The 17,011-nt window shown below is 70.5% G+C and carries 16 protein-coding genes and 2 pseudogenes; 7 read left to right on the top strand and 11 right to left on the bottom strand.

Translation table 11 applies throughout. The features are described 5' to 3' along the window. The 4 genes from HII36_RS44880 to HII36_RS44895 all read right to left on the bottom strand — a co-directional run. A partial coding sequence (locus HII36_RS44880; protein WP_217370748.1) for a hypothetical protein occupies positions 1-215 on the bottom strand: 215 nt, incomplete at its 3' end. A gap of 135 nt (positions 216-350) precedes the next feature. Beyond that, complete coding sequence (locus HII36_RS44885; RefSeq protein WP_173529472.1) at positions 351-1,373, bottom strand: FAD-dependent monooxygenase; 1,023 nt, start codon at positions 1,371-1,373, stop codon at positions 351-353. Then, the gene (locus HII36_RS44890) at positions 1,370-1,978 is read right to left on the bottom strand and encodes a TetR/AcrR family transcriptional regulator (RefSeq protein WP_173529473.1); all 609 of its coding nucleotides are present in this window, start codon (positions 1,976-1,978) and stop codon (positions 1,370-1,372) included. The genes HII36_RS44885 and HII36_RS44890 overlap by 4 nt, the downstream gene beginning before the upstream one ends. 59 nt (positions 1,979-2,037) lie before the next feature. Continuing rightward, a complete protein-coding gene (locus HII36_RS44895) occupies positions 2,038-2,547 on the bottom strand; it encodes a hypothetical protein (RefSeq protein WP_173529474.1) in 510 nt (169 codons plus the stop codon). A gap of 537 nt (positions 2,548-3,084) precedes the next feature. Between HII36_RS44895 and HII36_RS57380 the strand changes: the two are divergent. The 5 genes and pseudogenes from HII36_RS57380 to HII36_RS44915 form a co-directional block, all read left to right on the top strand. Then, positions 3,085-3,192: pseudogene (locus tag HII36_RS57380) on the top strand (hypothetical protein); the annotation flags it as partial. A 106-nt stretch (positions 3,193-3,298) separates the two neighbouring features. Beyond that, complete coding sequence (locus HII36_RS58340) at positions 3,299-3,433, top strand: hypothetical protein (RefSeq protein WP_268959765.1); 135 nt, start codon at positions 3,299-3,301, stop codon at positions 3,431-3,433. 21 nt (positions 3,434-3,454) lie between these two features. Then, positions 3,455-4,807 carry a TrkH family potassium uptake protein gene (locus tag HII36_RS44905; RefSeq protein WP_173529475.1) on the top strand — a complete coding sequence of 451 codons (1,353 nt, stop codon included), beginning with the start codon at positions 3,455-3,457 and terminating at the stop codon, positions 4,805-4,807. A gap of 119 nt (positions 4,808-4,926) precedes the next feature. After that, complete coding sequence (locus tag HII36_RS44910) at positions 4,927-5,811, top strand: ABC transporter ATP-binding protein (protein WP_173529476.1); 885 nt, start codon at positions 4,927-4,929, stop codon at positions 5,809-5,811. Next, positions 5,808-7,397 carry an ABC transporter permease gene (locus tag HII36_RS44915; RefSeq protein ID WP_173529477.1) on the top strand — a complete coding sequence of 530 codons (1,590 nt, stop codon included), beginning with the start codon at positions 5,808-5,810 and terminating at the stop codon, positions 7,395-7,397. Before HII36_RS44910 ends, HII36_RS44915 begins: the two co-directional genes overlap by 4 nt. A gap of 110 nt (positions 7,398-7,507) precedes the next feature. On the opposite strand, the gene HII36_RS44920 is transcribed toward HII36_RS44915, so the two are convergent. After that, positions 7,508-8,545 carry a hypothetical protein gene (locus tag HII36_RS44920; RefSeq protein WP_173529478.1) on the bottom strand — a complete coding sequence of 346 codons (1,038 nt, stop codon included), beginning with the start codon at positions 8,543-8,545 and terminating at the stop codon, positions 7,508-7,510. Between the two features lie 581 nt (positions 8,546-9,126). Between HII36_RS44920 and HII36_RS44925 the strand changes: the two are divergent. Further along, positions 9,127-9,403: pseudogene (locus HII36_RS44925) on the top strand (PadR family transcriptional regulator); the annotation flags it as partial. A gap of 669 nt (positions 9,404-10,072) precedes the next feature. On the opposite strand, the gene HII36_RS44930 reads toward HII36_RS44925, so the two are convergent. Genes HII36_RS44930 through HII36_RS44955 form a run of 6 tightly spaced genes read right to left on the bottom strand, consistent with a single transcriptional unit; the run spans position 10,073 to position 16,011 of the window. Further along, positions 10,073-11,074 (bottom strand): fumarylacetoacetate hydrolase family protein, encoded by a 1,002-nt coding sequence (locus HII36_RS44930; protein WP_173529479.1) that lies wholly within the window; start codon positions 11,072-11,074, stop codon positions 10,073-10,075. Next, positions 11,074-12,006, bottom strand: a complete 933-nt coding sequence (locus tag HII36_RS44935; protein WP_173529480.1) for a VOC family protein — start codon at positions 12,004-12,006, stop codon at positions 11,074-11,076. The genes HII36_RS44930 and HII36_RS44935 overlap by 1 nt, the downstream gene beginning before the upstream one ends. After that, complete coding sequence (locus HII36_RS44940) at positions 12,003-12,995, bottom strand: amidohydrolase family protein (RefSeq protein WP_173529481.1); 993 nt, start codon at positions 12,993-12,995, stop codon at positions 12,003-12,005. Before HII36_RS44940 ends, HII36_RS44935 begins: the two co-directional genes overlap by 4 nt. After that, on the bottom strand, positions 12,992-14,104 hold the full coding sequence (locus HII36_RS44945) for an FAD-dependent monooxygenase (protein ID WP_173529482.1): 1,113 nt from the start codon (positions 14,102-14,104) through the stop codon (positions 12,992-12,994). Before HII36_RS44945 ends, HII36_RS44940 begins: the two co-directional genes overlap by 4 nt. A gap of 19 nt (positions 14,105-14,123) precedes the next feature. After that, positions 14,124-15,062 (bottom strand): cyclase family protein, encoded by a 939-nt coding sequence (locus tag HII36_RS44950; RefSeq protein WP_173529483.1) that lies wholly within the window; start codon positions 15,060-15,062, stop codon positions 14,124-14,126. After that, positions 15,052-16,011 carry a fumarylacetoacetate hydrolase family protein gene (locus HII36_RS44955; RefSeq protein WP_328808177.1) on the bottom strand — a complete coding sequence of 320 codons (960 nt, stop codon included), beginning with the start codon at positions 16,009-16,011 and terminating at the stop codon, positions 15,052-15,054. The genes HII36_RS44950 and HII36_RS44955 overlap by 11 nt, the downstream gene beginning before the upstream one ends. 87 nt (positions 16,012-16,098) lie before the next feature. Here HII36_RS44955 and HII36_RS44960 point away from each other — a divergent pair. Continuing rightward, on the top strand, positions 16,099-17,011 hold a 913-nt coding region (locus HII36_RS44960; RefSeq protein WP_217370749.1), incomplete at its 3' end, for a LysR family transcriptional regulator.

Consider the following 17,011-nt stretch of genomic DNA (forward strand, 5'->3'; position numbering starts at 1 on the left):
GGCAGGTAGGCCAGCGTGGAGAAGTAGTCGACGCCGGTCAGGCACATCACCTTCCACCACGGCTGCGGCTTGGCGTGCCCCTCCTCGGTCTCCGGGCCGACCGGCTGCTGCACCCGGTGCTCCAGCAACCAGCGGGTCAGGCGGCTGCCTGGCTCCGTCGGCCGCGCCGGGCTGTCGACCACCGCGGGGATGGCCGGCTCACTGGTCGCACTCACGAGAAGCTCCTGTCACCCGGCACAAACCTGATGGGGTTGTGCATCATTAGTACGGTTAGTGCCCCTACAGGGCAAAGGAGACTCGCCGCCCGCCGATTCGTACGCTCTCTCTGATCAACGAGCGGCACCGCCGCTTCACCCCTTGAGCTGCAGGCGGCGCTCGATCAGCCGGCCGACCGGCGTCCAGGATGCCATCCGCAGGGGCAGGTCGCGCAGCCACAGCCGGAAGGGGTCGGCGGGCGCGTAGAGACCCTTGACCCGGCGGCCGAGCCGCTGCTTGCGTTCCGCCTCTGGCTGCAACTGGGCCTCGCAGGCGGCCAACGCGGCGGGCACGTCGTCGACGTGGGCGGCGAGCATGTCGCCGAGCAGGTCCGCGCCGCCGACCGCGAGGGAGGAGCCGTAGCCGGCGAACAGGGACACGCACCAGGCGGCATCGCCCAGCAGCACGATCCGGCCCTGGCTCCAGCGAGGCAGGACCATCTGACTGATGGAGTCGAAGTAGACGGACTCGTCGCCAGGCAGTTGCCGCAGCGCCTCGGGGGCGGCCCAGCCGATGTCGCCGTAGACGCGGGGCAGGGCGATCTGGGGGCCGTCGGCCAGTTCGCGGGCCACGTTGTCGGTGCGGTAGCCGAAGAAGGCGCCCGCCTGTCCGTGGCCAAGGTCGATGACGGCCAGCGTGCGGCCAGTGGCGGTCAACGTGGCCGAGGCGCCTTCCGGGACGACGGCCGGGCGCTGGTCCATCATGAACACCGCGACCATGTGGTCCAGGTCCAGGCGGTAGTCACTTTCGGGGCCGAAGGCCAGTGCCCGGACCTTCGAGTGCAGGCCGTCGGCGCCGACGAGCAGGTCGGCGGTCTCGACGGTCCCATCGGACAAGGTGACGCGCACGTCGAGGTCGTCCTGGGTGACGGCGGTGAGGGTGGTGCCGAACCGGATCTCGGCGTGGTCGCGCACCCGCTGGTACAGGACGTCCTCGATGTCGCCGCGCAGCAGGTTGATGGCGCGCTCGCCGAGCATGGCCCGCACGGTCTGTCCCGGCAGGGTGAAGCGGGTGCTGCTGTCGCGTTTGACGTAGAGCATCCGGTCGGGGGCGATGTGCCGTTCCGCCAGGTCGGGCAGGATGCCGAGGCGTTCGGCTGCGTCGTAGATGACCGTCATTCCTTCTGAGATGTGAGTCCTGCGGCGACGATGTCGACGAGCAGGCCGAGGATCTTGGGGAACTGGGCGGGGTCGCCGAGGCGGTCGGCGAACATGGGGACCAGCAGCACGCACTGCAGGACGCCGGTGATCACGGCAGGGTCGGCCGCCACGAGGTCGCCCTGGTGGCGGGTGAGGTAGTCGTTCAGCGCGGTGACGGGATTGTCGGCCATGGCGGTGATGCGGGCCGGGTCGAGTTTGCGGGCCACGGCCTGCATCTCCTCGGGGTGGGTCATCAGGCGACGCCACAGCGGGTTGGCCGACAGCTCGTCGAGGGTGGCGTGCAGGAAGCGGCGCAGCCCCTCGCGCGGGTCGGGGGCGCTGAGCAGGGCGGCGTCGATGACCTTGCGCTTGACCTCGGCCGACTGGCGCACCATCAGCTCCAGGTACAGGTCCTCCTTGGAGTCGAAGAAGACGTAGAAGCTGCTTTTGGCCACGCCGGTGGGGGCCATCAGCTCCTCCAGGCTGGTCTTGCGCAGCCCCTGGGAGGTGAACAGGTGCCGGCCTGTCTCCAGCAGCAGGGCGGTGATCCGGGTCTTCTCCTCGGCGGTGAACGCGGGTGGCATGGCGGCAAGCCTTTCTCCGTGTGAACGTTTCGTTCGTATGGTTTCAGATGGGCGTGTGTTCAGCCGCGCAGGGCCAGGCGCAGGCCCTTCCAGCGGGCGATCACGACGATGACGGCGGTCATCGCGATCGCGCCGAGTCCGAGCGGTAGCACGGTGGCCAGGCCGTCGCTGCCGGAGTTGGCGATCGTCCAGGCGATCTTCAAGGCCAGGCCGCCGTCGATGACGACCAGCCCCCAGCCGATCGAGCGGAACCAGAACGCCGCGCACAGACCGCCGATCAGCGCCGGGATGAGCGGCAGTGTCACCCAGGTGATCCAGGTGGGGTCGGCGAACAGTTCCTTCTCCATCTCCAGCACTCCGGCGATCTTCGGATCGATCTCGCCCGGAGCGGGGGCCGGGAACCAGAAGAAGCTCGACAGCATGGCCGCGATGGTGACGGCCAGCCCGGCCGGGCGGCGGGTCCAGCAGAAGTAGGCGATCGGCAGGAAGAACAGGGGCCGGATGTACCAGCTGATCGGGTTGAGGTGGCGCGGCCAGGCCCAAGCGAGGAAGTCGGCGAACAGGTCCACGGGTGACGCTCCTTCAAGTCCTTGTGGCGGGCACTTCCCGCCATGCGTCCATAAAACTAAATCCGTCATATGTTTTCAAGCTACTCCCATCGCCAGCTCAGTTGAGGGCTATTGATAGGTTCTTGACAGGTGTGCCGGGAAGTCTGGTCGGCAATCCAATTGCCGATCTTGAGAGGTTGCCGATGCATGCGCGCGACCTAGCTGCCCCCTTCCCCACCGTCACCTCAGACACGTTGATCAGCGAGGCCGCCCGGTTGCTGGCCGAGCAGAAGCTGCCCGGCCTCATCGTGGTCGACAGCCACGGCCTGCCTTTGACGATCCTGCCGGGCACTCAGGTGCTGCGGCCGGCGGTGTTCATCGGGCTGTGCCGAATCCTGTTCCGCAAGTCCTTCCGTTATGACCCGGAGCGGGCGGCGGAGATCATGACGCTCAACGAGCGCGACGCGATCGCCGACTCGCGCCTGCTGTGGCAGTCGCCGACGGTGCCGGCACTGGTCATGGTGGCGTTCGTGCTGCATTACCAGCCGTCCGCCCGTGATGGCTATCCTGGGCGCGGCCATCCTGGTGGCGGCCACCAAGGTCACCACCCAGGACGCGCTGCGCGAGGTGGAATGGCCGACCCTGGTCTTCTTCGCCGGGCTGTTCGTCATGGTCGGCGCGCTGATGCACACCAAGGTGATCGGCCGGATCTCCGAGGCGGCCGCCGACGCCACCCAGCGGCAACGCCACCGCCGTCGGCGCGGCGGCGAACGTGGTCATCCTGGGCATCGCCGCCCGCAACGGTCACCCGATCAGCTTCTGGCAGTTCACCAGGTACGGCCTGGTCGTCACGCTGGTGACGATCGCGCTGTGCGTGCCGTACCTGTGGCTGCGTTACCTCGCCTGACGTCCTAGCGGAGACAACATCATGAGAAAGAGATGGGCGTCGGCCCTCGGGCAGTTCCGTCACCCGGCACAGGTCATCGCGACCGGTTTCGCAGCCGCGATCCTGCTGGGCACCGTCCTGCTGACCTTACCGATCGCCACGACCTCCGGCAGTTCGGCGGGCTGGCTGACCGCGCTGTTCACCGCGACCTCCGCCGTCTGCGTCACCGGCCTGGTGGTGGTGGACACCGCCTCGCATTGGTCGATGTTCGGCGAGTTGGTGATCGCCGGTCTGATCCAGGCCGGCGGACTGGGGATCATGACGCTGGCCACACTGTTCACTCTGCTGGTGGCCGGTCGGCTGGGGCTGCGCACGCGCATTTTCGCTCAGGCGGAGACCAAGACGTTCAGCATGTCCGACGTCCGGCGGGTCGTGGGCAAGATCGTGCTGTTCAGCCTGGCCTGCGAGGCTGTCGTTGCCGTGGTGTTGTCCGCCCGTTTTGTGATCGGATATGGCGAGCCGCTGGGAGCGGCCGTGTACCTGGGCGGATTCCACGCGGTGTCGGCGTTCAACAACGCCGGCTTCGGGCTCTGGCCGGACAACCTGATGCGGTTCGTCACCGACCCGTGGATCTGCCTTCCCATCGCCGCCGCCGTGATCGTCGGCGGGCTGGGCTTCCCCGTGGTGTTCGAGCTGGCCCGTTCCTGGCGTCGGCCGAGCCGCTGGACGATCCTGACCCGCGTCACGGTCGGCGTGACTCTCATCCTGCTGGTGGCAGGCACGCTGGTCTTCCTCATCACCGAGTGGCGCAATCCCGCCACCCTCGGCAAGCTCGACGGCCCTGGCAAGCTGCTGGCCGCCTTCTTCACCGGTGTCATGCCACGCACGGCGGGATTCAACAGCCTCGACATCGCGCAGATGTATCCGTCGAGCCTGCTGGCCACCGATGTGCTGATGTTCATCGGGGGTGGCAGCGCGGGCACCGCCGGCGGCATCAAGGTCACCACGTTCGGGCTACTGGCCTTCATCATCTGGGCGGAGCTGCGCGGCGAACCCCGCGTCAACGTCGGTCACCGCCGTCTCAGCGACTCCGCTCAGCGACAGGCAGTCTCGATCACTGCCATCAGCATCGGCCTCGTCGCCGTCTCTACCTGGGTGCTGCTCGTACTGACCCCGCACAGCCTGGACCAGGTGTTGTTCGAAGCGGTCTCGGCCTTCGGCACGGTGGGACTGTCCACGGGGATCACCGCCGCCGTCACGCCTGCGGGGCAGTTGCTGCTGGTGCTGCTCATGTTCGTGGGCCGGATCGGGCCGCTGACCATGGGCTCGGCGCTGGCGCTGAAGGAGCGCCAACATCGCTACGAACTTCCGGAGGAGAAGGTCATCGTCGGCTGACGACTCGTCGAACGGCCTCGCACTCTGGCGTGGCCCGCTTTGCGCTGTTACCGTCAATCATGGTGCGCCGGGAAGCCTGGTCGGCAACGTCCTGACAGACCGGCTTCAGGGAGGCGCCCATGCCTGCCGTCTTCGTCCATGGCCTGACCAAGCGTTACGGCGCGGTCCGTGCGCTCGACGGCCTCGATCTCACCGTTCAGCGGGGCGAGGTGCACGGCTTCCTCGGCCCGAACGGATCGGGCAAGACCACCACGCTGCGGATCCTGCTCGGCCTGCTGCGTTCCGACGGCGGCCACGCCGAGCTGCTCGGCGGCGACCCGTGGCGGGACTCGGTCGAGCTGCACCGGAGGCTGGCCTACGTGCCGGGAGACGTGATGCTGTGGCCGTCGCTGTCCGGCGGCGAGGCCATCGACCTGCTCGGACGGCTGCGCGGCGGCCTCGATTCGCGACGCAAGGCCCAGCTCCTGGAGCACTTCGACCTCGACCCCACCAAGAAGGGCCGCGCCTACTCCAAGGGCAACCGGCAGAAGGTGGCGCTGATCGCCGCCCTGGCCTCCGACGTGGAGCTGCTGCTGCTCGATGAGCCCACCTCCGGGCTGGACCCGCTGATGGAGGCCGCCTTCCGCGCCTGCATCGCCGAGGAACGAGGCAACGGGCGGACCGTGCTGCTGTCCAGCCACATCCTGTCCGAGGTCGAGGCGCTGTGTGACCAGGTCACGATCATCCGTGACGGCCGCGCGGTCGAAAGCGGAACCCTGGCCCAGCTGCGCCACCTGACCCGCACGTCCGTCACCGCCGAGCTCGACCACGTCCCGGCCGGGCTGGCGACGCTGGAGGGCGTGCACGTCCTGGAGGTCACCGGCTCGCGGGTACGTCTGCAGGTGGAGCCGGACCGGCTCGACAGCGCGCTGCGCCTGCTCCTCGACGCCGGCGTGCGCGGCCTGACCTGTCAGCCGCCGACGCTGGAGGAGCTGTTCCTGCGCCACTACCAGGTCACCCCATGACCGGCACCCTCACCCTGGTCCGGCCGGCGCTGCGCCGCGACCGGGTGCTGCTGCCGGTGTGGATCGTCGCCATCGTCGTCACGGTCGCGGCCACCGCCTCGGCCATCGGCGAGCTGTATCCGCAGGCTGGCCAGCGCCTGGCGCTGGGCGTCACCATCGGCTCCACCCCCGCTCTGCAGGCGCTGACCGGCCCCGTGTTCGACGCCTCCTCGGTGGGCGGGCTGACCGCCTGGCGCGCGACCACCATCGCCTCCGTGCTGGCCGCGCTGATCAGCATCACCGCGGTCACCCGGCACACCCGGGCCGAGGAGGAGAGCGGCCGGGCCGAGCTGATCGGCGCCTGCGCCGTGGGACGGCACGCGCTCGCGTCGGCCGCGGTGCTCGTGGCCGGCGGGGCCAACCTGCTCATCGGCCTGCTCATCGCCCTCGCCCTGACCGGTCAGGGCCTGCCCGCCGGCGGCGCGCTCGCCCTCGGCCTGGCGGTGGCGGGCACCGGGTGGTTCTTCACCGGGGTCGCGGTCGTGGCGGCGCAGCTCACCGCGCATGCCCGCACCGCCAACGGCATCGCGCTGGCGGCGCTGGGCCTGGCGTTCCTGCTGCGAGCCGTGGGCGACGCGGCCGGGATGGAGGCGCTGTCGTGGCTGTCCCCGCTGGGCTGGGCGCAGCGGGTGCGGGCCTTCGCCGGTGAACGCTGGCAGGTGGCCGTCCTGTTCGTGGCAGCCGCACTCCTGCTGGTCGCGGCGGCCGCGGTGCTGGCACGCCGTCGTGACCTCGGCGCCGGGCTGATGCCACCGCGGCCGGGCCCGCGTGACGCCGCGCGCTCGCTGGCCGGCCCGCTGGCGCTGGCCTGTCGGCTGCAGCGGAGCGCCTTGCTCGGCTGGACGGTCGGCTTCACCGCGGTGGGGGCGATGTTCGGGTCGCTGGCGCAAAGCGTGGGCGACCTGGTCCGCGACAACGCGCAGATCGCCGCGGCCCTGGCGCTGCTGGGCGGTGCCGGTGCGCTCATCGACACGTTCCTGGCCGCCCAGCTCGGGCTGCTCTCCCTGGTGGCGGGCGCCTACGCGGTACAGGCCACGCTGCGCTTACAAGGCGAGGAGGCGGCCGTGCGTGCCGAGCCCGTGCTGGCCACCGCGGTTCCCCGCTGGAGATGGACGGCCGGCCACCTGACCGTGGCGCTGGCCGGCACCCTGGTGATCCTGACGGCCGCGGGGCTGGCCATCGGCCTCGCCCACGGCATCCGCATCGGCGAGCCGGTCGAGCAGACCGCGCGGCTGGCTGGCGCCGCGCTGGTGCACGTGCCCGCCGCCTGGACGTTGGCCGGGATCGCGATGCTGCTGTTCGGCGCGCTGCCTCGGTTGACCGGGCTCGCGTGGGCGGCGCTGGTCGCCTTCGCGCTGCTCGGCCAGTTCGGCGAACTGCTCCAGCTCGACGCCTGGCTGCGCAACCTGTCCCCCTTCGCGCACCTGCCACAAGCGCCAGGAGGATCGGTGAACGTCGTGCCGCTCACCTGGCTGGCGGCGATCACACTGGCGCTTGCGTTGGCAGGGATGGCCGCCTTCCAACGCCGTGACCTCAAGGCCACTTGACCAGGCCAGACGGGCGGGTTCGGAGTGATCGGGTGCCGTCGGCAGCCGGCTTGTGTGGTTCGGACCGGCTCTCCCTGCACGCCAGGACTGGAGGCAACGGCCATCCATCCCTACGATGACCCGCCCGACTTGTGGGCCGTGCCCGTCGATTCGATGAAGTCCGCGATCGCCGCCCAGGCTTGTCGAGCGTCCTCCTCCCGCAGCAGCCTGCTGTGTAGACGCATTTCGGCCACCACCTGTGCCCATCGGTTCACGATGGTCGTGGACCACGCGGCGGTCAGCAGCTTCTCTTTGAGGTCGTGTAACACCTGAGCCTGGTCAGGGTGCGGGGACAGCACCTCAGCCGCGAGCTTGACGCCATAGACGTGCTCATCGACCTGCAGTTGACCGAATTGATCGATGAACAGGCCTTCCACGAGTCCTTCCCGGTATTCCAATGGCCAGGCGACGTCGTCTTGACTGGCAGCACATGCTTCGACTCCGTCGATGCGAACGGTGAAGGTGTTGTTCGCAGCTCGCTGCCCCACGGCGAGGCCCAGAGCTCGCCGGTCTTCCGGTGCGAGGTGCGGGAGGTCCGCAGCCTGCAGGCGCGTAGCCAAGCTCCCCGAGCTGAACGTGCCAGTCCGCAGATCATTGATCAGTGGCTGGAGCGCTCCGATGAGCACGCTCTGCAGGCGGCGAAGCGCCCAGCGAACCCACAGCAGGGCGCCGTCGATGCAGGTTTCGAGGACTTCGTCCTCGATCGGCTGGAGCGTCGAGCGGCCGTGACCCGTGCCGTAGGAGTTACGGAACTCTCGAAGCAAGCCCGCGAGTTTGCGAGCCGCATCCGCCGCCTGCCGCACCGCGGCATCCTTCGCGATGTCTGGCCCCGGTTGATGCTCGATGGCTCGGTGTGCGGCGCCCAGGACCTTCGCGTACTCTTCGCCGCTGCCGGCCGGGTTGCCCCGTGCCTGCAGAACCACCCGGGCGGTGGCCTCCACCAGTTCCTTCGCCGACCCAACGACGAGCGGCCGGTCCCGGTCGCCGACAGCCTTCTTCAGCCGAACAAAAGGATCTTGGATCGCTGCCCACGAAGCAGGATCCAGCGCATCAGGCTTCCTCAGATCCGCATAAATCACATGAGTCGACACCGCGACATTGTCGACCACCCAGCCCGGTCCAGGCGTCCTGTTCACAAAACCCGCCGATCAACGAATCAAGGCCCCAGCTTCCTCCGTCAGGAACCGGCGCGCGAGAGCCTTCCCTGTGAACGAGAGAAGCCCAGGACGGCCACGACCTGGCCGCCCTGGGCGGCAGAGACGAACCATCAGAGATGATCGAGCCGCCACCGCCTGGTCAACAGTGCTTCCGCCGGCCAGGACCAAGCGGCTGGCCTTGCAGAGCATCTTGTTCGTGCTGCGGACCCGGACCACCTGGGAAGGCCCGCCCCCATACATCTCCGATTCGCATTCGACGCGTCACGCGGTGCCCGTTCCTCGTCGAGGACCGCCTGTCGGCCCGGTTCAAAGCGAAGTCAAGGACGACGACGCGATCCCCTTCGGTCTGCACTCCAGCGCTCCCTGCGGCAACACCTCCCAGCCCCTCACTTGCCACGGTGAGCGCGGCGCCGACGAGTCGAATCGCTCCCACAGCCCCTGCTCGCCGCTTGCTGGGCAGCTCGGCCGCTACTACGTGCTCCTGCATCGCGGTACTCGGCGCCACCGAGTACCGGAACTGAAGAGGACTCTCGATGCATGACCCGACAGAGATGCTGAAGGGCACGCTTGAGGGTTGCGTGCTGGAAATCATCGGCGGCGAGGAGACCTACGGATAGCCATCACGCGCCGGCTCGACGACCTCGGCTTCGCCGACGTCGTCGAAGGCACGGTCTACACCATCCTGCTGCGACTGGAGAAGAATGGCCTCGTCCAGGTAACGAAACGACCGTCCGGGTGGGCCCACCGCGCAAGTTCTACGCGCTCAACGATGCGGGCCGCAAGCAGCTCGCGACGTTCTGGGCGAAATGGGCGCCAGGGGACGCACAAGGTCGAGACAGGAACCTACGTGCGATGGCCGGCAGGCGAGGCAGTGACGATCGCCTCCGAGACCGAGGCAACCTACTTCACCGTCAGCTCCCCGGTCGGGCTCGCCAGAGCCTGATGCAGTGTGATGTCGGGCGTCGACGTCTGACATCACACTCCGGTCTCAACCTCGACCTGGGGAACGGCACCATGGCACTGGCTGTCCGGCACTATCCGGGTATCCAGCCAATCCAACATCGAAAGATGCGCAAGCAGGTCCATAGCTACATGTCCGCGGCCACCAGGGAGACGAAGAGGATTGCGGCGGGATTGATCAGTGTTGGCGGAAACCCGCGGGGCAGGCCCGTTGCGACCAGCGTGCTGCCCGGCGCGTGTGCGGTTTCAGTTGGCGGTTGCGTCCGTCCTGGGCGGCAGGCTGACCAGGCGGGCCGTGCCCGCGCTTTGGTCCCCGGTGGTGATGAGGGCGGCGGTGGATTCGGCGGCGGCCCGCGCCACCTGCGGGAAGACACGTGCCCGGCGTCACCGGTCGATGCGCGAGCAGGGCAGAGGGTGAGAGCCGGGACAGCCCGGCCACGTCACCTGCCTGGGCTCCCGCCGGACGTTCAGCGCAGACGGTCAGCGCAGACGGTCAGCGCAGACGGTCAGCGCGGACGTTCAGCGCGGACGTTCCCTGGGGCGGGGGGTGGCCTTCGGGATCGGTACGGGGGCCGTGCCCGCGACGATGGTGTTGCGTACGGATCCGATGCCTTCGACGGTGATCTCGACGACGTCCCCGGGCCGGAGCGGTGGCGGGTCCTGCTCGCCGCGCAGCCCCCAGAGCTCGGCCAGGCAGCCGCCGTTGCCGCAGGTGCCGGAGCCGAGCACGTCGCCGGGGCGCACCCAGGTGCCGCGGGAGGCGTAGGCGACGAGGTCCTCGAACGGCCAGCTCATGTTGGACAGCAGGTCGCGGCCGATCACCGTGCCGTTGACGCTGACGGTGAGTGCCAGGCGCAGGAAGCCGCCCGCGTCCCGGTACGGCTCCAGCTCGTCGGCGGTGACCAGCCACGGGCCGAGCGTGGTGGCGGTGTCCTTGCCCTTGGCCGGGCCCAGGTTGACCTGCATCTCGCGGCGCTGCAGGTCGCGGGCGGACCAGTCGTTCATGATGGTGTACCCGGCGATGTGGTCGCGGGCCTGTTCTGGCGTGAGGTCGCGGCCCGGTGCGCCGATGACGGCGGCGACCTCCAGCTCGAAGTCGAAGGCGCGGCAGCCGGGCGGGACCGGCACGTCGTCGTACGGCCCGACGACCGCGTACGGGTTGGTGAAGTAGAAGGCGGGGGCCTCGTACCAGGCGTCGGGCACGCCGCCGCGGCCGTCGATGCTCCTGCGCACGCCCTCGACGTGCTCCTCGAAGGCGACGAAGTCGCGGATGGTGGGCGGCTGGACCGGCGCCAGCAGCCGCACGTCCGCCAGCGGGACCGGCTCGCCGGTCGGCACGTCCCCGGACACGACCCCAGGCACGTCCCCGGACACGACCCCGGACACGACCCCGGACACGCCCCGGGGCACGTTCCCGAGCACGTCCAGCGGGCCGATCCCGTCGGGCAGCGGCCTGATCGTGTCGCCGTCCACGACGCCGGCGCGGGTGCGGCCGTCATGGACGTAGGTGGCCAGGCGCATCAGACGGGAGGTGCGACGAACACGCCGCGGTCGACGTCGTTGAACGACTCCTTGGCGACCAGTTCGTTCATGGGGTTGGCGGTGCCCCACTGGTCGGTCACCTCGGGCTGGGAGAAGTCGTAGACATGCGGGTGCCAGGCGTCCTCGTCCAGTTCCTCCAGCTCGGTGGTGTATTCGACGGTGTTGCCGTGCGGGTCGAGGAAGTAGGAGAAGGTGTTGTCGCCGGCCAGGTGGCGGCCGGGCCCCCAGATCATCCGCACGCCGGCGCGCAGCAGCCTGCCGGTCCCGTGCATGTACTCGTCGAGGCCGCGCAGCTCGAAGCTGATGTGGTGCAGCGAGGCGTGCGGGCCGCGGGCGATGGCCATGCTGTGGTGCTGCGGATTGCAGCGCATGAAGTGCATGACCTGGCCCATGCGGGGGTGGGCGAGGGTGTCGGACAGGGCGAAGCCGAGGTGGGTCTCGTACCACAGGCGGGTCGCGTCGATGTCGGGGGCGTTGAGCACGACGTGCGAGAGCCGTACGGGGACCGACTCCTTGGCCTCCAGCTTGCGGTGCGCGCGGACGGCGACGTCCGCCGAGACCTCGACCGTGCGGCCGTCGAGATCGAAGAAGCGGAAGCCGTGGCCGCCGCCGGGGGTGTCGAGCGGGCCCGGCTCGCTGACCAGCCGGACGCCGGCCGCGCGCAGCCGCTCGGCGAGGGCGTCCACGTCGGCGGGGGTGGCGGCGCCGAAGGAGATCAGGTCGAGCCGCTTCTCCTCGGCCTTGCGCAGCCGGACGACGTACTGCTCGGGCGAGCCCTCGGCGGCCAGGAAGGTGATCCCGGAGTCGTCGGCGACCTCGGTCAGGCCCCAGACGCCCGCGTAGAAGTCGCGCTGCCTGTCGTAGTCGGGCACGGCGAGGTCCACGTGCCGCAGGTGGGTGATCAGTCTCATGTGCGGTCCTTCAGATCGAACAGTCGTGCGGCGTTGCCGCCGCGTACGGCGGCGGTGTCGAGCCCGGCCGCGCGCAGGGCGGCGACCGGGTCGGCCTCGCCCATGTCGAAGGGGAAGTCGGAGCCGAGCAGCACCCGTTCTGGCCCGGCCACCCGGACGAGCTCGCGCAGCGCGGCCGGGTCGTGGGTGAGCGAGTCGAAGTGCAGGTCGCGCAGGTAGCTGCTGGGCTCGCGAGCGCAGCCGCGGGCGTCGGGCCGCACCCGCCACCCGTGGTCGGCCCGGCCCAGGTGGTAGGGCAGGTATCCGCCGCCGTGCGCGGCCAGCAGCTTCAGCCCTGGGTGCCGGTCGAGCACGCCCCCGAAGATCAGGTGGGACAGCGCGACGGCGTTCTCGACCGGCTGGCCGAGGATGTTGGACAGGTACCAGCGGTCCAGCCGCTCGTCCAGCGTGCAGCCGAACGGGTGCAGGAACACGACCGCGCCCGTCGTGGCGGCGTGCGCCCAGAACGGCTCGTACGCGGGGTCGGACAGCTCGCGTCCCGGCGCGTGCGAGGAGATCTCCACGCCTTTCAGCCCCAGGCCGAGCGCGTGATCGAGGGCGCCGGTCAGGAGGGCGGGGTGCTGGAGCGGGACCAGGCCGAGCCCGTGCAGCCGGTCGGGCGCCTCGGCGACGTGCTCGGCCACCTTCTCGGCGGCGAGGCGGCACACCTCGGCGGCGAGCTCCGGGCCCGCCCAGTAGTGGAAATGGGAGGGCGAGGGGCTGACGATCTGCGCGTCCACGCCGGCCGCGTCCATCGCCGCGAGCCGGTCGGCCACCCGTGTGAGCGGGCCGATCCGCTCGCCGATCATCGCGCCGGACACGGCGAGCGCGTCGGGGCCGTTGCGGCGGGCGTCCAGCTCCCGGTGGGCGTCGTGGCCGGGGTGCCCGGCCACCGCCTGCTCGATATCGGGCAGCAGGACGTGTGCGTGCACGTCCACGGTGAGGGTCATGGGCGCTCGCTCACCATCGTCGCGATCCGCCCCATCAGCCCGGGTACGTCGGCGTCGCGCACCCCGTCGAGCTGCCAGCGGGCGAGCTGCACCGACGCCTCGACGACGGCCTTCACCCGGTCGTGGCGGCGGTCCATGAATGTGTCGAACAGCTCCTGGTCGAGCCGGTCGGCGCCGAGCAGCAGCTCGGCCAGCACGCTCGCGTCCTCCAGGCACTGGGCGGCGCCCTGGGCGAGGGTGGGCGGGCAGGCGTGCGCGGCGTCGCCGATCAGCACGGTCCTGCCGCGGTTCCACGGCCGGTCCACCAGCAGCGACTCGAACCAGGTGTAGTTGATGCGCTCGGCGTCGGTGATGTCGTCGCGGATCTCGTCCCAGACGCCGCCGTACCCTCCGGCGAGCGCGCGCATGTGCGCGACCTTGTCGCCGACGGCCTCGCGGGGGCGGGCCTGCTCGACGAGGTAGGCGTACATGCTGTCGGGGCCGGTCGGGCAGTAGCCGGCGATGAAGCAGGGGCCGCCGTAGACGAGGTCGGTGCGCTCGACCCGCTCGGGGCGGCGGGCGTGCAGGCGCCAGATGCCCATGCCGACGGGCTCGGGCGCGACGTCGATCCCGATCAGGCCGCGGACCTGCGAGCGGATGCCGTCGGCGCCCACCACCAGGTCGTAGCGGGCGGTCGATCCGCCGGACAGCCGCACCAGGCCGTCCTGGCCGATCGACTCGGCGGTGAGCCCGTACCGGACGGTGGCCCCCGCGTCGGCCACGGCCGCGGCGAGGATGGCCGCGAGCTCGGGGCGGTTCATGCCGAACGTGGCCGGCAGGCCGGGGCCGCCGGTGCGGGCGTCGGGGATCTCGGCGATCAGGCTCCCGTCGGGGGCGCGCAGGCCGAGCGAGTCGAACGCGAACCCGACCTCGCTCACCTGCTCCCACACGCCGAGGTCGCGCAGCACCCGCAGCGCGTTGCCCTGGAGCGTGATGCCGGAGCCGAGCGCCGTCGGGCCCGGCTCGATCTCGACGACGTCGACGGCGACGCCGCCGCGGGCGAGCAGGATCGCGAGGGCGGAGCCGGCGGTGCCGCTTCCGACGATCAGGGCGTTGTCAATGGCGGGCATGCGAGCCTCACTTGATGTCTCACTTGATCGCGAGGGGGTTGACGGGGGATCCCACCGCGCCGGTGACCGGCAGCGGGGCGGCGGTGAGGAAGAACTCGTGCACGCCGTCGCGGGCGCAGTCGGCGGCGAGCGCGTCGAGGTCCCACATCTCGCCGACGAGCAGGCCGAGATGCGGGATGACGACCTGGTGCAGAGGCTGGAAGGCGTTGTCGAACTCGTTGGGACGCACTTCGAAGCCCCAGGTGTCGGTGGCGATGGCCGCGATCTCGGTGCGGTGCAGCCAGCCCGCGCTCCAGAACGACAGGCCGGGCGAGGGTCCGCCGGCGTAGTCGCCCCAGCCTTCCCGCTTGGCCCTGGCCAGCCGGCCGGTGCGGACGCAGACGAGGTCGCCGCGGCGGATCTCGACGCCATGGGCCTCCGCCGTGGCGGTCAGGTGCTCCTCGGTGACGGCGAAGCCGTCGGGCAGTTCGCCGTACACGGCGGCGACGTCGAGGAGCACGCCGCGCCCCGCGACCCGGGCGGCCAGGTGCTCGATGCCGGTGACCTGGTCGCCCTCGCTGGTGACGACCTTGTCGGCCGGACGGCCGTTCCAGGCGCGGCCGTGGTCGAAGATGTGGCCGAGGCCGTCCCACTGGGTGGAGCACTGCAGCGGCATGGCGATCACGTCGTCCGCGCCGCCGAATCCGTGCGGGAAGCCCTGGTCGCCGTGGACGGCGTCGAGGCCGGTGTCGAGCATGGTGTGCACCGGATTCGTCCGCCGCCGCCAGCCGTTCTGCGGGCCGTTCATGTCGAACGCCTGCGACAGGGAGAAGGCGGCGCCCCTGCGTGCCAGCCGCGCCGCGGCGGCCCTGGTGGTGTCGTCGATGAAGTTCACGGTGCCGAGGACGTCGTCCTCGCCCCAGCGGCCCCAGTTCGAGTACTTCGCCGCGGCCTCGGCGATGGCCTGCTCAGCGTTCATCGCGGCACTCGTTCCGCTGCGTGCCGAGGCCGGTGATCGTGCCCTCCATGACGTCGCCCGCCCGCAGGAGGCGGCCGTGGTGCAGGCCGTTGCCCGCCGGGCTGCCGGTCAGCACGAGGTCGCCCGGCAGCAGCTCGACGGTCTGAGAGACGTAGGAGACCAGGCGGGCGACGTCGAAGATCATGTCCTTGGTGGACTCGTCCTGCATCACCTGGCCGTTCACCTTGAGCGTCACCTGGAGGTCGCCCGGGTCCACGAACGCGGCCGGCACCAGGTACGGGCCGAGCGGGGTGAACGTGGGCGCGTTCTTGGCACGCAGCCAGTCGGTGCCGATCTCCGGCATGTCACGCCGGAACACCAGTTCGCGGGCCGTGACGTCGTTGGCCATCGTGTACGCGGCCACGTGGTCGAGCGCCTCGTCCCGGTCCACCCGGTAGGCCCGGCGGCCGATGACCGCGGCCAGCTCCAGCTCCCAGTCCGGCTTGGCGCACCAGGAGGGGATCACGACGTCGTCGTACGGCCCGGTGACCGAGGACGGCAGGCCGATGAACACGTACGGCTGGTCCTCGGCCGCGCGCCGGTCCATCATCGCCGCCGTCTCGGCGCGTACCCGCTCGGCGGGCCGGCCGCCCGGCGGCTCGTGCGCCACGGCCAGGTCGATGACGTGGGTGCGGTAATTGGCGCCGGACTGCAGGATCTGGCGGGGCTCGACCGGGGCGTGCACGCGCAGCTCCGCGAGCGGCGACCAGCCCTCCTCGGCCGTCTCCGCGGCGTCCAGCAGGAGCGGCAGCATCTCGTCCCAGCGCTCCAGCAGCGCTCGCACGCTGGGCGCGCGGCCGCTCAGGTCGAGGACGCGGTCCCCGCGGAGCAGGCCGGGGAACGCCGGACCGGAGCCGGCGGAGAAGGTGCCGAGCGCGAACGGGCCGGCGAGGGGCGGGGATGATTCCACGAGATTTCCTCCGATGAGATGCCATAACCTTGAGCCATCTCAGGCAGATCAGGGAAATCGATTCTTTGGATCGCCACCATCCACCCCATGGATACGCGCGTGAACCTCGGCAACCTCGACCTCAACCTCCTCGTCGCCCTGCGCGCCCTGCTGGAGGAGCGCAACGTCACCAAGGCGGGCCTGCGCATCGGGCTCAGCCAGCCCGCGATGAGCGCCGCCCTGGCCAGGCTGCGTCGCCACTTCGGCGACGAGCTCCTCGTCAGGCAGGGCAACCGTTACGAGCCGACCCCGCTCGGCATCGCCCTGCGCGCGCCCGCCGCCAACGCCCACGCCGTGCTGGAACGGCTGTTCACCAGCCGGGCCGACTTCCAGCCCGGCACCGAGCAGCGCGACTTCACGTTGCTCTCCTCCGACTACGCGATCGCCGTGTTCGGCGCGCGGCTGGCCCGCGTGCTGCACGAGGAGGCGCCCGGCGTGCGGCTGCACTTCCGGCAGACGCCGCCCGACCTCGTGGAGAGCCCGCAGGCCCTCCTGTCGGGAGTCGACGGCATGCTCATGCCGCACGGCGTGGTCTCCGGTCTGCCCGCGGTCGAGCTGTACCGCGACGAATGGGTCTGCCTGGTCGCGGACGACCACCCCGGCGACGTCACGATGGACGACCTGGCCCACCGCCCGTGGGTGGTCTACCAGCGCACCTTCGACGCCCCGGTCACCAGGCAGCTCACCATGCTCGGTCTGGAGCCGAACGTGGAGGTGTCGGTGCAGAGTTTCCAGCTCCTGCCGTCCCTGGTGGCGGGCACCCGCCGCGTGGCGCTCATCCAGCACCGGCTGGCCCACCTGCTGCGCGGCCTCGCCCCGGTACGCACGCTGCCCTGCCCCTTCGAGGCCGTGCCGCTGCAGGAGGCCCTGTGGTGGCATCCCGTGCACGCGCACGACGCCGCGCACATCTGGCTGCGGGAAACCGCCGCCAGGGTGGCCGCCGAGCTTCCCGGCCCGCCCT

The organism is Nonomuraea antri (assembly GCF_013283785.1).
In the GTDB taxonomy this organism is placed as follows: domain Bacteria; phylum Actinomycetota; class Actinomycetes; order Streptosporangiales; family Streptosporangiaceae; genus Nonomuraea; species Nonomuraea antri.